The organism is Rhodanobacter sp. ANJX3 (genome assembly GCF_014200755.1).
In the GTDB taxonomy this organism is placed as follows: domain Bacteria; phylum Pseudomonadota; class Gammaproteobacteria; order Xanthomonadales; family Rhodanobacteraceae; genus Rhodanobacter.
This window is the reverse complement of record NZ_JACHCM010000013.1, coordinates 22,650-36,704: the sequence shown is the minus strand read 5'-3', so window position 1 is coordinate 36,704 and position 14,055 is coordinate 22,650. Positions and strand designations below refer to the sequence as shown.

The 14,055-nt window shown below is 63.1% G+C and carries 13 protein-coding genes; 10 read left to right on the top strand and 3 right to left on the bottom strand.

All coding sequences use genetic code 11. The features are described 5' to 3' along the window. Nucleotides 1-48: 48 nt before the first annotated feature. A complete protein-coding gene (locus HDE76_RS20165; RefSeq protein WP_179482684.1) occupies nt 49-816 on the bottom strand; it encodes an FHA domain-containing protein in 768 nt (255 codons plus the stop codon). 115 nt (nt 817-931) lie between these two features. Between HDE76_RS20165 and HDE76_RS20160 the strand changes: the two genes are divergently transcribed. Together HDE76_RS20160 and infA are read left to right on the top strand one after the other, a co-directional pair. Then, the gene (locus HDE76_RS20160) at nt 932-1,207 is read left to right on the top strand and encodes a polyhydroxyalkanoic acid system family protein (protein ID WP_179482686.1); all 276 of its coding nucleotides are present in this window, start codon (nt 932-934) and stop codon (nt 1,205-1,207) included. A 120-nt stretch (nt 1,208-1,327) separates the two neighbouring features. After that, nucleotides 1,328-1,546, top strand: a complete 219-nt coding sequence (gene infA, locus HDE76_RS20155; protein ID WP_007508585.1) for a translation initiation factor IF-1 — start codon at nt 1,328-1,330, stop codon at nt 1,544-1,546. Between the two features lie 126 nt (nt 1,547-1,672). Here infA and clpA read toward each other — a convergent pair whose 3' ends face one another. Both clpA and clpS read right to left on the bottom strand, forming a co-directional pair. Next, nucleotides 1,673-3,949: an ATP-dependent Clp protease ATP-binding subunit ClpA gene (clpA, locus tag HDE76_RS20150; protein WP_179482688.1), complete on the bottom strand. Its 2,277-nt coding sequence runs from the start codon at nt 3,947-3,949 to the stop codon at nt 1,673-1,675. 66 nt (nt 3,950-4,015) lie between these two features. Beyond that, a complete protein-coding gene (gene clpS / locus HDE76_RS20145) occupies nt 4,016-4,342 on the bottom strand; it encodes an ATP-dependent Clp protease adapter ClpS (protein ID WP_184510156.1) in 327 nt (108 codons plus the stop codon). A gap of 131 nt (nt 4,343-4,473) precedes the next feature. Between clpS and HDE76_RS20140 the strand changes: the two genes are divergently transcribed. The 8 genes from HDE76_RS20140 (at nt 4,474) to HDE76_RS20105 (ending at nt 14,051) form a co-directional block, all read left to right on the top strand. Continuing rightward, nucleotides 4,474-5,007 carry an NUDIX hydrolase gene (locus HDE76_RS20140; RefSeq protein WP_255481707.1) on the top strand — a complete coding sequence of 178 codons (534 nt, stop codon included), beginning with the start codon at nt 4,474-4,476 and terminating at the stop codon, nt 5,005-5,007. After that, nucleotides 5,004-6,158: a tRNA 2-thiouridine(34) synthase MnmA gene (gene mnmA, locus HDE76_RS20135; protein WP_184510152.1), complete on the top strand. Its 1,155-nt coding sequence runs from the start codon at nt 5,004-5,006 to the stop codon at nt 6,156-6,158. The genes HDE76_RS20140 and mnmA overlap by 4 nt, the downstream gene beginning before the upstream one ends. Nucleotides 6,159-6,168: 10 nt before the next feature. Then, the gene (hflD, locus tag HDE76_RS20130) at nt 6,169-6,792 is read left to right on the top strand and encodes a high frequency lysogenization protein HflD (RefSeq protein ID WP_179482781.1); all 624 of its coding nucleotides are present in this window, start codon (nt 6,169-6,171) and stop codon (nt 6,790-6,792) included. 45 nt (nt 6,793-6,837) lie between these two features. Then, a complete protein-coding gene (locus tag HDE76_RS20125) occupies nt 6,838-7,239 on the top strand; it encodes a phosphate-starvation-inducible PsiE family protein (RefSeq protein ID WP_179482694.1) in 402 nt (133 codons plus the stop codon). A gap of 98 nt (nt 7,240-7,337) precedes the next feature. After that, on the top strand, nt 7,338-8,003 hold the full coding sequence (locus tag HDE76_RS20120) for a response regulator (RefSeq protein ID WP_184510150.1): 666 nt from the start codon (nt 7,338-7,340) through the stop codon (nt 8,001-8,003). Between the two features lie 65 nt (nt 8,004-8,068). Continuing rightward, entirely contained in the window at nt 8,069-9,457 is a 1,389-nt protein-coding gene (locus HDE76_RS20115; protein ID WP_184510147.1) for an ATP-binding protein, read from the top strand. Between the two features lie 168 nt (nt 9,458-9,625). After that, entirely contained in the window at nt 9,626-12,868 is a 3,243-nt protein-coding gene (locus HDE76_RS20110; RefSeq protein WP_184510145.1) for an efflux RND transporter permease subunit, read from the top strand. After that, a complete protein-coding gene (locus tag HDE76_RS20105; RefSeq protein ID WP_179482702.1) occupies nt 12,858-14,051 on the top strand; it encodes an efflux RND transporter periplasmic adaptor subunit in 1,194 nt (397 codons plus the stop codon). The genes HDE76_RS20110 and HDE76_RS20105 overlap by 11 nt, the downstream gene beginning before the upstream one ends. Nucleotides 14,052-14,055 lie beyond the last annotated feature (4 nt).

Genomic DNA, 14,055 nt, shown 5'->3' with positions numbered 1-14,055 from the left:
CGTGATGGCTAACCGATAAGACGCACGGTAATCCCACGCGACAAACGCTCAACGATGGATCAGCAGCACCAGTGCAATAGCCAGGGCAATCAGCGCGGCGGTGGTAATCAGCCACCAGACCTCGCCGGTTGGACCCGCGGCGGCCTCGGGCAATGTCGGTGGCAACGGCTCGGGCATTACGATTTCCGGCTCGGGCTCCATGCCCGGCGCATCGACCACGAAACGGTGCATGGCTACGCCGATCTGATCGCCGGGCTGCAGGACCACGGAGCGTGCGGTAACGCCGTTCACACGCAGCGGAAAGCGCTCGGAGGACTGCATAGGCTCCAGCATCAGCTGACCATCCTGCCAATGGATGCGCAGCGAAGCCGACTCACCCTGCGGCAACTCCAGCGGATAGCGCCCCTGCGCGCCCAGTTCGAGACTGGACTCCAGCGGCAAGACCCGGCCCGACAGAGGACCGGATACGGCACGCAATGCCACCGTGCATCTGGCCTGCTTGGGCAGTATTGGAGACTGTCGCTGCGAAGGATCCTGATCGTCGCGCAGCAGCATGCGGCAATCGCCGACGCTGATGACATCGCCAGCGCGCAGAAGCGCCTTCTCGCGCACCGGCCGCGCGTTCACGTGAATGCGACTGGCGCTGGGCAGCACCTGCAGCACCAGGCCGCGACGATCCTGCTGAATGCGCAGATGCTTGGGAGCGGCCTGCGTCGCCGCGAGCACCAGGTCATTGTCGGGCGCGCTGCCGATGGTGAGCTGCGCCTGCGTCCAATGAAAATCCTCTCGGGCCACATTGGGAAATTCGATGCGCATGGATCAACCAGTAAATAGACGTCAAAACTTTACCATGCAGTCCGTCACGTCCTGACTCCCAGGCGTCATTAAGATGCCGGTGTTTAAGATAGCTGTTCACTCAAGGAGCCCTTGCATGGCCAAAATCGATATTCGTCGGCCACACAATCTGCCGATGGCCGACGCTCGCACCGTGGTCGACAAGGTCGCGGTGAAGCTGCGCGAGAAATTCGCCACGGAAACCCAGTGGCAGGGCGACACGCTGAAGTTCTCCCGATCCGGCGTGAACGGCACAATCGCGGTGGCGGCCGATGCCGTGGTGGTTCACGCGGAACTGGGGCTGATGCTGTCGCCCATGAAAGGCATGATCGAGCAGGAAATCCGCAACAAGCTGGATGAATACTTCGCCTGACGCCGGTTGCTGACCGCCGCGCCCGAGATTTCATTGCTGATGATTGTTTAACCAAACGCTTATCCATGGCATAATCGGCGGCTTAGCAGCCATGACGGCTGTGCGTGACTACCGGAACACATGGCCAAAGACGACGTCATCGAAATGGAAGGCACGGTCCAGGAGACCCTGCCAAACACCATGTTTCGCGTACAGCTGGAGAACGGGCACGTGATCATCGCCCACATCTCCGGTCGTATGCGCAAGCATTACATCCGTATTCTCACGGGCGACAAGGTCAAGATCGAAATGACCCCGTACGACCTGAGCAAGGGACGCATTACGTACCGCATGAAGTAAGTGACAGCAGCATAAGCCTCGGTCTGCGACCTCAAGGCTCAAGAAAAAGCCGCGCCATGCGCGGCTTTTTGCATTGCTGGTGGAGAACCGAGTCAGGGATGCACTTCCATCCCAGACCCGCCCAGCTCAACCCGCCGACTCGGTCACTTGAGCCGGCTCGATGCTCTCGCAGTCCACCTGCAGCTCGCCATCGCGCACGCTGAGTCGGACCAGACCGCCTTCGGCCAGCTTGCCGAACAGCAGCTCGTCGGCCAGCGCACGCTTCACCTTCTCCTGGATCACGCGCGCCATCGGGCGGGCGCCCATTTGCGGATCGAAGCCGTGGTCCGCCAGCCAGCGGCGGGCATCGGCATCGACGTCCAGGCTGACGTGCTTCTCGCTGAGCTGGCTCTCTAGCTCGATCAGGAACTTGTCGACCACGCGCAGGATGTGCTCGAAGTCCAGCGCACCGAACTGGATGATGGCGTCCAGACGGTTGCGGAACTCCGGCGTGAAGGTACGGCGAATCACCTCCATCGCGTCCGAATCGTGCTTCTGCTCGACAAAACCCATGCTGCGACGCGAGGCCAATGCGGCGCCGGCATTAGTGGTCATCACCACCACGACGTTCTTGAAGTTGGCCTCGCGACCGTTGGTATCGGTCAGCACGCCTCGATCCATGACTTGCAGCAGGATATTGAACACATCCGGGTGCGCCTTCTCGATCTCGTCCAGCAGCAGCACGGCGTGCGGGTGCTTGACCACCGCTTCGGTCAGCAGGCCGCCCTGATCGAAGCCGACGTAGCCCGGAGGGGCACCGACCAGCCGCGACACCGAGTGGCCCTCCATGTACTCGGACATGTCGAAACGGATCATTTCGATGCCGAGCTGCATGGCCAGCTGCTTGGTCACTTCGGTCTTGCCGACGCCGGTCGGGCCGGCCAGCAGGAAACAGCCGATAGGCTTTGACGGGTCGGCCAGGCCCGAACGGGCCATCTTGATCGACGCGGCCAGGGCCTCGATCGCCGGGTCCTGACCGAACACGACCATCTTGAGATTGCGCTCGAGGTTACGCAGCACGTCACGATCGGATGCCGACACTTGCTTAGCCGGAATACGTGCCATCTTGGCCACGATGTATTCGACCTCGGTCACGTCGATCTTGCCGGTGCGCTGATCTTCCGGCAGCAGGCGCTGACGCGCGCCCGCCTCATCGATCACGTCGATGGCCTTGTCCGGCAGCAGTCGATCGGGAATGTGCTTCACCGACAGATCCACCGCGGCCTTCAGCGCCTCGTTGGTATAGGTGACGTGGTGATGCTCCTCGAAGCGCGAACGCAGGCCTTTGAGAATTTCCAAGCTGTCGGCCACCGTCGGCTCGACCACGTCGATCTTCTGGAAGCGACGCGCCAGCGCGCGATCTTTCTCGAACACGCCGCGGTATTCCTGGAACGTGGTGGAACCGATGCAGCGCAGCTCACCCGAGGCCAGCATCGGCTTGATCAGGTTGGACGCGTCCATCGTGCCGCCCGACGCCGAGCCGGCACCGATGATGGTGTGGATTTCGTCGATGAACAGAATCGCGCCCGGCTGCTTCTTCAGCTGGCCGATCACTGCTTTGAGACGCTTCTCGAAATCGCCGCGGTACTTGGTGCCGGCCACCAGGGCGCCGAGATCCAGCGACCAGATCGTGGCGCTTTCGAGTACCTCGGGCACTTCGCCGTCGACGATACGCTTGGCCAGACCTTCGGCCAATGCGGTTTTGCCCACGCCGGCCTCGCCCACGTAAAGCGGGTTGTTCTTGCGGCGGCGGCACAACACTTGGATGGTGCGCTCGATTTCGTCGGCACGGCCGATCAGCGGATCGATCTTGCCTTCCAGCGCCAGTTCATTGAGATTGCTGGCGAACTCGTGCAGCGGATTGCCCTTCGGCTCGCCGCCCTCTTCGCCTTCGCGCTCGGTGTTCGGGCTGCCGGCCGCCGCGTCATCGCCAATCTTGGCGATGCCGTGCGAGATGTAATTGACCACGTCGAGCCGGGTGATTTCCTGCTGATGCATGAAATACACCGCATGCGAGTCCTTTTCACCGAAGATCGCCACCAGCACATTCGCGCCGGTGACTTCTTTTCGACCCGACGACTGCACGTGATACACGGCACGCTGCAGCACGCGCTGGAAACCCAGCGTCGGCTGCGTATCGCGCTCGTCGCCCTGCGGCAATACGGGCACGGTTTCGAGAATGATGCGCTCGAGCTCGGACGAGAGCCGCGGCAGGTCGACACCGCAGGCGCGCAGTGCGCCCAAGGCCGACTGGTTTTCGGTCAGCGACAACAACAGGTGCTCCACGGTCATGAACTCGTGGCGCTGTTCGCGAGCCTGCTTGTAGCAATGGCCGATGGTTACTTCCAGATCCTTGCTGAACATTCGGATCGTCTCCGCTTGCAAAGTTGAGCGGCCAGTTGCGCCGCGATGATCACGAAGTGGGGTCGCTCAGAGCTTTTCCATAGTGCAAAGCAACGGGTGTTGGTGTGAGCGTGAGTATTCGTTGACGTGAGTTACCTTGGTTTCGGCAACCTCCCTGGTGAAGACACCGCACACGCCTTTGCCCCGGGTGTGTACGTGCAACATCACCTGCACCGCCTGCTCCTGATCGAGATTGAAGAAGCTTCGCAATACCTCTACCACGAAATCCATCGGGGTAAAGTCATCATTCAACAAAAAGACTTGAAAAAGTGGCGGACGAGCGACTTCCGGCTTGGCGATTTCCACCGCCAGACCGCGACTGCCGCCTTGTTCGTGTTCGGATTCTTGGGCCATGGTTTCTTAGGTAGCTCAACTTTGATACGAAGTATACGCCGCCGCGGATGCGGCTTTTTCCCGCCGCGGCCGCTCGGACACACCCCTAGGTGATGGCACAATGGCGACTTTTCCAGTGTCGTCACGTGTCCATGATCGAGACCGCCGCCCCTGCCGATACCGATGCCGACGTTTGGCGTCCCCATGTCACCGTGGCCTGCGTGGTGGTCGACGGCGACCGCTATCTGATGGTCGAGGAGGAGGTCAAGGGCCGGCTCGCTTACAATCAGCCCGCCGGCCATCTGGACGATGGCGAAAGTCTGCTGGAAGCGGCCGTGCGCGAAACGCTGGAAGAAACCGGCTGGACCGTGGCACTGGAGCACCTTATCGGCATTCACCAGTGGCGCAGCACCGAACACGGCGACGCGGTGATCCGTTTCAGTTTTGCAGCGAAGGCGCTCAGTCACGATGCCGCCCGTCCGCTGGATACCGGCATCCAGCGCGCCCTGTGGCTGACCCGTAGCGAAATCGCCGCACTGGGCGATCGTCTGCGCAGCCCGCTGGTGCTGATGAGCATCGACGCCTTGCTCGCCGGCCAGCGGCTTGCGCTGAACACCCTGGGCTACGTCCCTGATCGAGGCCGCCTCGATCAGGGCGCTCATCCGGCAGCGGAAAGCACCGCATGAAGGTCATGCTCGGCATCTCCGGCGGGGTCGACTCGTCCGTGGCGGCGCTTTTGCTGCAGCAAGCCGGGCACGAGGTCGACGGTCTGTTCATGCAGAACTGGGAGGAAGACGACCGCAGCGGCCCGTGCACCACCGACGCCGACCGCAAGGATGCCGTCGCCGTCTGCGGCCGCCTCGGCATTCCGTTTCACGCGCGCAATTTCGCCGCGGCCTACTGGGACGGCGTATTCGAACATTTCCTCGCCGAATATCGCGCCGGCCGCACGCCGAACCCCGACGTGCTGTGCAATCGCGAGATCAAGTTCAAAACCTTTCTCGACGAGGCACGCTCGCTCGGCGCGGAAAAAATTGCGACCGGCCACTACGCGCGCGTCGACTGCAGGGACGGCGCCTATCGCCTCCTGCGTGCAGTGGATACGGCCAAGGATCAGACCTATTTTCTGCACGCCCTGGGCCAGCAGCAGCTGGCGGCCACGCTGTTTCCGGTCGGCGAGATCGAAAAGCCGCGCGTGCGCGAGATGGCGCGCGAGGCTGCCCTGCCGACGCACGCGAAAAAGGATTCCACCGGCATCTGCTTTATCGGCGAGCGCGATTTTCGCAGCTTTCTCGCGCAGTACATTCCCGCCCGCCCCGGCGAGATGCGTACGCCGGGCGGCGAGTTGATCGGCGAGCACCAGGGCGTGATGTATTACACGCTGGGCCAGCGCAACGGCCTGGGCATCGGCGGCCGCCACGGTGCCAGCGGCGAAGCCTGGTATGTGGTGGGCAAGGATGTGGCCGCCAACACGCTCTATATCGCCCAGGGTGGCGAGAACGACTGGCTTTATTCCAAGCGTCTGCAGACCGAGGCACCCACGTGGGTCGCCGGGGTAGCGCCGGCCGCGCACTTTCGCTGCACGGCCAAAACTCGCTACCGCCAGGTCGATCAGCCCTGCACCGTCGAGATTCGCGAAAACGGGCTTGAGGTACGCTTCGACGACCCACAGCGCGCCGTGACACCCGGCCAGTCCGTGGTTTTCTACGAAGGCGAGGCCTGCATCGGCGGCGCGATCATCGCCGCCACCGACGCGCCTTACGGTGGCCTGCTCCCGGCCTTCACACCCTCAGCGGCATCCCCCTCTGTTTCCGGAGAAACGCAAGCTCGTGTTTGACACTTTTGCCATGAATGAAGAGCGCGTGCTCGCACTCGCCGGCCTGTTCCAGGCCTGTGCACTGGCGCAGCAGCTCGCCAACGAAGGACGCTGCGACGAGGGGGTCATGGAAGCAAGCGTGGCCAGCATTTTCCGCATCGACGCGCCGTCGGTGGTTGGCGTCTACGGCTCGATTTCGAGCGTGCGGCTGGGCCTGCGCAACCTGATTGCGCAGCTCGACGAGAGCGATCGCGACATGTCGATCACCCGCATGGTGGTCACCGTGATGCGGCTGGAGCGCAGCCTGTCGCGCCGACCGGAGCTGCTGGAGAAACTGCAGCAGGGCATCGTCGCGGCGCAGCGTCAGGTCGAGCACTTCGGTCAGAGCTCACCGCAGGTGTTCGGCCGCCTGGCCGAACTGTATGCCTCGACGCTGTCGACGCTGAAGCCGCGCGTGATGGTCAGCGGCAATCCGCAGCAGCTGGCCCTGCCGGCCGTGGTGGAGAAGGTGCGCAGCAACCTGCTGGCGGCCGTGCGCTCGGCCGTGCTGTGGCGCCAGGTCGGCGGCCGGCAGTGGCAGCTGATTCTGTATCGGCGCCAGTGCAGCATGCTGGCGCGCGGCATGCTGACCGGAGCGACGCTGGACAATCGCTGAAGAGTGCTGTCCACTCGACGCATCACCCCCGCGCCGGGACATACCATGCAAAGCACGCTGGTCAGACGCTCGTTTTCCGTGATCGAACGGATCGGCCTGCTGGTGATCCTCATCGCCACGCTGTGTGCCGTCATCGGCGAAGTGCGGCAGATGATTGCGGCAGGGCATTCCGCCGTCAGCGATCTGCTGCTCTTGTTCATGTACATCGAGCTGATCTCGATGGTCGAGGTGTACTGGCACGCCGGCAAACTGCCCGTGCGTATGCCGCTGTATATCGCGATGGTCGCGCTGGCGCGGCACATGATGGTCGACCAGCAGCTGCCTGCGCTCGATCTGTTGGGTACGGCCGGCGCCGTGCTCATCCTGGCGCTGTCGGTGATCGTGGTCCGCTACGGACATTTGAAACTGCCCTACAACGACTCGATCGACGGCAGGCACCTCAGCTGATCGTGCCGCGCCGGGTAATCCAAAAGGTCTGCACAAGCATTCCCGTCCACCATGGTGCGCAACCCTGCCCGCTTCCGCTGAACTCTTGGTAGCCCGACGTGCACATCTTGCTTGTGGAAGACGATATCCAGCTCGGCGAAGCGATTCGGCACGCGCTCGAGCAGCAGTCCTATGCGGTGACCTGGCTGCGCGACGGCAACGAGGCGGCGCGCGCGCTGCGCGACCCCACCGCCGATCTGGTCCTGCTCGATCTCGGCCTGCCCGGTAAGGACGGCATGGACGTGCTGCTGGAAGCGCGTCGCCAGGGCATAAAAACGCCGATCCTGGTGCTGACCGCGCGCGACGCCATCGACACGCGCATCCGCGGGCTCGATCTGGGCGCCGACGATTTTCTGGTGAAGCCCTTCCACCTCGGTGAGCTGGCGGCACGTATCCGCTCGCTGACCCGCCGCGCGCAGGGCCTGGCCGACAACCTGATCGAAGCCGGCGGCATGCGGCTCGACCTGTCCACCGCCGAAGTCGAGTTTCGCGGTGAAAAGGTCAGCCTGACCCGCCGCGAGTTCGCCCTGCTGCAGGTCTTGATGGAGCGCGCCGGGCGCATCGTGCGCCGCGATGCGCTGGAAAACTCGGTCTACGGCCTGGATACGGTGGTCGAACGCAATGCGATCGAAGTGCAGGTGCACTGGCTGCGGCGCAAGCTCAGTCCGGAGGTGATCACCACCGTGCGCGGCATCGGCTATATGGTGCCGCGCGAGGCCAAGTAAACCTGTCCAGATGAACATGCGAACATAGGCCATGGTCTCGAGCGCACATCCATGAAGGTGGCCCGATGAGAACGGCCAGCCTGCGCACGCGTCTGACCTGGCTGATCATCGCCGTGCAAGTCGGTGTGCTCATTCCGCTGGGCGTGCTCAGCTACCAGCGCGAACTCAGCGAAATGGATCACCTGCTGGACGGCCGCTTGGCGCAGGCCGGACGCACCCTGGGCAACTTGATCGAACATGTTTCGACGCTGTCCGCGCACGGCGCGGGTAACGCCGTTCTGCCGGACGACACGTTGCGCGGCGTGATGGTGCGCGTACACGAGCGCAACTTCGAGCCGGAAGTGGGCTTTCAGGCCTACGCAGGCGATGGCCATCTACTGGCCGCCACCGCGAATCTCGCCAGCTTGCCGCCACCGCCGACCACCGAGCGCGGCTTTCGCGACCTGAGCCTGCAGGATCAAACCTGGCGCATCTTTACGCTGAAGAATCGGGCCGGCCTGGTGATACGCATCGGCGAACGTTCGGATAACCGGCGCGCCATTACCCGTGCGCTGGTGATGGAGCACACCCTGCCGCTGATCATCGGCTTGCCGCTGCTCGCATTGCTGGCCAGTTGGGCGGTTGGACGCGGGCTGCGACCGCTGGACCGACTTGCCGAACACTTGGCCCGCCGACTACCCGGCAGCCGACAGCCGGTCGCCGTGGACGACGCCCCGCGCGAGATCACGCCGCTGCTGTTGACCCTCAACCAGCAAATCGAGCGACTCGAAGACACCATCGAACGCGAACACCGTTTTGCCGGCGACGTGGCACACGAGCTGCGCACGCCGCTGGCTGCCACCATGATTCATCTGGAAAGCGCGCAGATCGCCGGCAGCGCCGCGGAAGTCGATGCGATGCTGCGAAGCGCGCAGCTCAGCCTGGCGCGACTGGCGCGTCGCATCGAACAGATTCTGGCACTCGCACGGCTTGAGTCCGGCGCCGCCTCAGAGCAGCGAACGACCATCGAACTGGTCGGGCTGACCACCGAAGTCATCGAAGAGCTGGCACCGCTGATTGCCGAAAAAGATATCGAACTCAGCCTTACCACCAATACGGGACGCATTCCGGTCAGTGGCCATGAAGTGGCGCTGACGGCCATGTTCCGCAACCTCATCGAGAATGCGCTGCGCTACTCGGAATCGAGTGGTCGGGTCGATGTGTCGATCCAGCGCGAGGCCAGCGCCGTGATCATCGCCATCTCCGATGACGGCCCAGGCATACCAGCGGACCGGCGCGAAGCGGTGTTCGAGCGCTTTCACCGCGAGGTGGGGAGCGAATCGCGCGGCTATGGCCTAGGCCTGAGTATCGTGCAGCGTGCGATCCAGCTGCATCAGGCACATATAGAGCTGTTGGCCTCGCCGTTCGGCCACGGGCTGCAGGTGCGAATCCGCATGACGAGCGCCGACGGCTGATCAGCACGTCAAGTCGCTCAAATGGACGGCCATTCAGGCGCCAGAAGGCCGCGAAGGCATCCAAAAAGGTTTAGCAAAGGCTGGGTTGCCATGCTCCCGGGCAATCGTTGATACGACCTCGGCGCTGTCCGTGGTGGTGCGCGAACCAACTGCCCACTGGAAACATCCATGCTCGGTCTCGTCCGCTTAGCCCTGTCGCGGCCCTATACCTTCGTTGTGCTGGCGCTGGTCATCCTCATCGCCGGCCCGCTGGCGGCATTACGCACACCGACGGATATCTTTCCCAATATCGGTATTCCCGTGATCAGCGTGGTGTGGACCTACAACGGCCTGCCGCCGGATCAAATGTCCGGTCGCGTCATTTATTACTACGAGCGATCGCTGACCACCTCGGTCAACAACATCGAACACATCGAATCGCAGTCGCTGCCCGGCGCCGGCGTGGTCAAGATCTTCTTTCAGCCCGGCACGGATATCCGCACGGCCACGGCGCAGGTGACCTCGATCTCGCAGACGGTGGTCAAGCAGATGCCGCCCGGCATCACGCCGCCGCTGATTCTCAACTACAACGCGTCCACCGTGCCGGTGCTGCAGATGGCGCTATCGAGCAAGACGCTGTCGGAATCGAAAATTCGTGACATTGCGCAGAACGAGGTTCGCCCCACGCTGGTCTCGGTCAACGGTGTGGCGATCCCCACCCCGTACGGCGGCAAGCAGCGCCAGATCACGATGGATCTGGACCCGCAGGCGCTCGACGCCAAGGGTCTATCGGCGCAGGACGTCGCCAACGCGCTGGCCTCGCAGAACCAGATCATTCCGGTCGGCACGACCAAGATCGGCACCTACGAATACCACGTGCAGCTCAACAACAGCCCCAAAGCCTTCGAAGATCTCAACAATCTCCCGATCAAGACGATCAACGGTGCGACCATCACCATCGGCCAGGTCGCCCACGTGCGCGACGGCTCGCCGCCGCAGAACAATCTGGTGCGCGTGGACGGCAAGCGCGCGGTGTTGATGCCGATCCTGAAAACCGGCAGCGCTTCGACGCTGGCCGTGGTCGCCGGCATCAAGAAGCTGATGCCGCTGATCGAAGAGACGATGCCGCCTTCGCTGAAAATTTCCCAGCTCAACGATCAGTCCGTCTTCGTGAAAGAGGCGATCGCCTCGGTGGCCCGCGAAGGCATCATTGCGGCCCTGCTGACCTCGGTGATGATTCTGATCTTTCTCGGCAGCTGGCGCTCCACCGTCATCATTGCGGTGTCGATTCCGCTGTCGATCCTTTCGGCGATCGCGCTGCTGTCCGCGACCGGACAGACGCTCAATGTGATGACGCTGGGCGGCTTGGCACTGGCCGTCGGCATCCTGGTCGACGATGCCACGGTGACCATCGAGAACATCAACTGGCTTCTCGAGCAGGGCAAGGACGTCAAGTCGGCCATCCTCGACGGCGCCGCGCAAATCGTCACGCCCGCCTTCGTGTCGCTGCTGTGCATCTGCATCGTGTTCGTGCCGATGTTCATGCTCGACGGCATCGCCGGCTTCCTGTTCCGACCGATGGCGCTGGCGGTGATCTTCGCGATGGCCTCGTCGTTCGTATTGTCGCGCACGCTGGTGCCGACCATGGCGATGTTTCTGCTGAAGCCGCACGTCACCGAAGCTGGCGGCGGCGATCATCCGGAAGACGGTTACATCAACCATCACGAAGGTGATCAGCACCATGCGCACCGGAACGTGGTAGTGCGCAAGGCGATCGCGTTCCAGCTCGCGTTCGAACACCGCTTCACCCAGATTCGCGATGGCTACTATGCGCTGCTGGGTGCAGCACTGGCTCGGCGTCGAGTCTTCATTCTGGGCTTCCTCGGTTTTGTGCTGATCTCGTTCGCCCTGGTGCCGTTCCTGGGCCGCGACTTTTTCCCGGATGTCGACGCTGGCGCCATCGCACTGCACGTGCGTGCACCGATGGGCACGCGTGTGGAAGAAACCGCTGCCGAGTTCGATCACATCGAACAGACGATCCGCCAGATCATTCCGGCCGATCAGCTCGAAACCGTCATCGACAACATCGGCCTGCCGCTCAGCAGCGTCAACCTGGTCTACAGCAATACCGGCACGATCGGGCCGGAGGATGGCGACATCCAGATTGCCCTGAAGGAAGGCCATGGGCCGACGGCCAAGTTCGTCAAGCAGCTGCGCGAAAAGCTGCCACAGCTTTTCCCCGGCACCCAGTTCGCGTTTCTGCCGGCCGACATGACCAGCCAGATCCTGAACTTCGGCGCCCCCGCACCGCTGGACGTGTCGATCACCGGACGCAACAGCGAGGAAAACGAAGCGTATGCGATGCAGATCATGAAGAAGCTGCGTGCCGTGCCCGGCATCGCCGACGTGCGCCTGCAGCAGAGCACCAGCTACCCGCAGTTGAACGTTCACGTCGATCGCACCCGCGCCGATGCGCTCGGCATCACCGAGCGCGACGTCACCAACAGCATGGTCGCCTCGCTCGCCGGCAGCAGCCAGGTGGCGCCGGCGTTCTGGCTCAACCCTAAGAACGGCGTGTCGTACGCGATCGTCGCCGCGACGCCGCAGTACAAGATGGATTCGATGGCCGACCTGGCGCGACTGCCGGTGACCTCCTCCAGCGACAAGGCCAGCCAGATGCTGGGCGGTATCGCCAGCTTCACGCGTGAGCCCAGCGCTGCGGTGGTGTCGCACTACAACATCCTGCCCTCGTTCGATATCTACGCCGCCGTGCAGGATCGCGACCTCGGCGCAGTCAGCACCGACGTCAACAAGGTGCTGGCGCAGTTCGCCAAGAGCCGACCCAAGGGCACCCTGGTGACGCTGCGCGGTCAGGTCGGCACGATGAACGAAGCTTTCAGCGGCCTGCTGTTCGGCCTGCTCGGTGCGGTGGTGATGATCTACCTGCTCATCGTGGTCAACTTCCAGTCGTGGCTCGATCCCTTCGTGATCATCACCGCCCTGCCTGCGGCACTGGCGGGCATCGTGTGGATGCTCTTCATAAGCCACACCACGCTGTCGGTTCCCGCACTGACCGGCGCCATCATGTGCATGGGCGTGGCTACCGCCAACTCGATTCTTGTCGTGAGCTTCTGTCGCGAGCGGCTGGCGATTCACGGCGACGCGGTGAAGGCCGCGATGGAAGCGGGTTTCACGCGCTTCCGCCCGGTCTGCATGACCGCGCTGGCGATGATCATGGGCATGCTGCCGATGGCGCTGAGCCACGAACAAAACTCGCCGCTGGGCCGCGCCGTGATCGGTGGCCTGCTGTTCGCCACCTTTGCCACGCTGCTCTTTGTGCCGGTGATTTTCAGCCTCGTCCATGCGGGCGAAGAACACGCCGCTTTCACTGACCCCGTTCTGTTGCCCGGAGAAAATCCCCATGTCGCCTAATCACGAAGCCCCAGCGCAGCGCCCGCTGCGCCTGGGCCGTCCGATCGCCATCGTTGTTGTCGTGGCTGTTCTGTCCACGGTGATCGGGTTGGCCGTGCGTGCGCATGACTATCATCAGGTGGTCAGCTGGACCGACGCGCAAGAGTTACCTACGGTGCAGTTGGCGCCAGTCTCCGGTAAGGCAGACAGCCATGCGATGACGTTACCCGGCCGCATCGACGCGTGGATCAGCGCTCCGATCCACGCGCGGGTCAGCGGCTATCTGAAAAGCTGGGACAAGGATATCGGCAGCACGGTCAACGCCGGCGATACGCTGGGCATCATCGACACGCCCGAGCTGGACCAGCAGTTCGACCAGGCCAAGGCCGTGCTGGTGCGTGCCAAGGCCTCACAGCATCTGGCACAGATCACCAGCCAGCGATGGCAGCATCTGCTGAGCTCCAACTCGGTGTCCAAACAGGAGGCCGACGAAAAAAGCGGTGAAGCCGAAGTGGCAGCCGCCAACGTGCTCTCGGCGCAGGCCGACGTGGACCGGCTCGCCGCGTTGGAATCGTTCAAGCACATCACCGCGCCCTTCAGCGGCACGGTGACCAGCCGCAATACCGATATCGGCGATCTGATCTCCTCCACCAGCGAGAGCAGCCCGGCCCTGTTCACCGTGGCCGATACCAGCAAGATGCGTCTCTATGTGCGCATTCCGCAGGGCTATGCCGCATCGATCAAGCCCGGCATGACGGTCGACCTCAGCGTACTTGAGCACCCGGGGCAGACCTACAAGGCGACGCTGATCGGCTCGTCGGGATCGGTCAATCAGGAGTCCGGCGCGCTGCTGGCACAGTTCGAGGCGCCCAACCCCAACGGCGAACTGCTGCCGGGCGACTATGCGGAAGTGAGCCTGCCTATAACCGTCAACACGCACGTGACTACGGTACCGTCGACCGTGCTGATTTTCCGCGCCGCCGGTCCACAGGTCGCCGTGTTGGGCGCGGACAACCGCGTGCAGCTGCGCAATGTTCACATCGGCATGGACCTGGGCGATTCGCTGGAGATAGATCACGGCCTGCAGCCTGGCGATCGCATCATCGACCATCCGCCGGACTCGCTGTCGCAGGGTGACAAGGTGCAATTGGCCAGCGCGGCGACACCGGCAAAAAGCACGCAAGCTCAGCCGAAGCAGGGTTGAAGTC

Bases quoted from the DNA above. Each gene is read 5' to 3' on its own strand.
- HDE76_RS20165 (WP_179482684.1), bottom strand. From the start codon at position 816: ATGCGCATCGAATTTCCCAATGTGGCCCGAGAGGATTTTCATTGGACG.
- HDE76_RS20115 (WP_184510147.1), top strand. From the start codon at position 8,069: ATGAGAACGGCCAGCCTGCGCACGCGTCTGACCTGGCTGATCATCGCC.
- HDE76_RS20125 (WP_179482694.1), top strand. From the start codon at position 6,838: ATGCAAAGCACGCTGGTCAGACGCTCGTTTTCCGTGATCGAACGGATC.
- HDE76_RS20160 (WP_179482686.1), top strand. From the start codon at position 932: ATGGCCAAAATCGATATTCGTCGGCCACACAATCTGCCGATGGCCGAC.
- clpA (WP_179482688.1), bottom strand. From the start codon at position 3,949: ATGTTCAGCAAGGATCTGGAAGTAACCATCGGCCATTGCTACAAGCAG.
- HDE76_RS20110 (WP_184510145.1), top strand. From the start codon at position 9,626: ATGCTCGGTCTCGTCCGCTTAGCCCTGTCGCGGCCCTATACCTTCGTT.
- HDE76_RS20105 (WP_179482702.1), top strand. From the start codon at position 12,858: ATGTCGCCTAATCACGAAGCCCCAGCGCAGCGCCCGCTGCGCCTGGGC.
- mnmA (WP_184510152.1), top strand. From the start codon at position 5,004: ATGAAGGTCATGCTCGGCATCTCCGGCGGGGTCGACTCGTCCGTGGCG.
- infA (WP_007508585.1), top strand. From the start codon at position 1,328: ATGGCCAAAGACGACGTCATCGAAATGGAAGGCACGGTCCAGGAGACC.
- hflD (WP_179482781.1), top strand. From the start codon at position 6,169: ATGAATGAAGAGCGCGTGCTCGCACTCGCCGGCCTGTTCCAGGCCTGT.
- clpS (WP_184510156.1), bottom strand. From the start codon at position 4,342: ATGGCCCAAGAATCCGAACACGAACAAGGCGGCAGTCGCGGTCTGGCG.
- HDE76_RS20140 (WP_255481707.1), top strand. From the start codon at position 4,474: ATGATCGAGACCGCCGCCCCTGCCGATACCGATGCCGACGTTTGGCGT.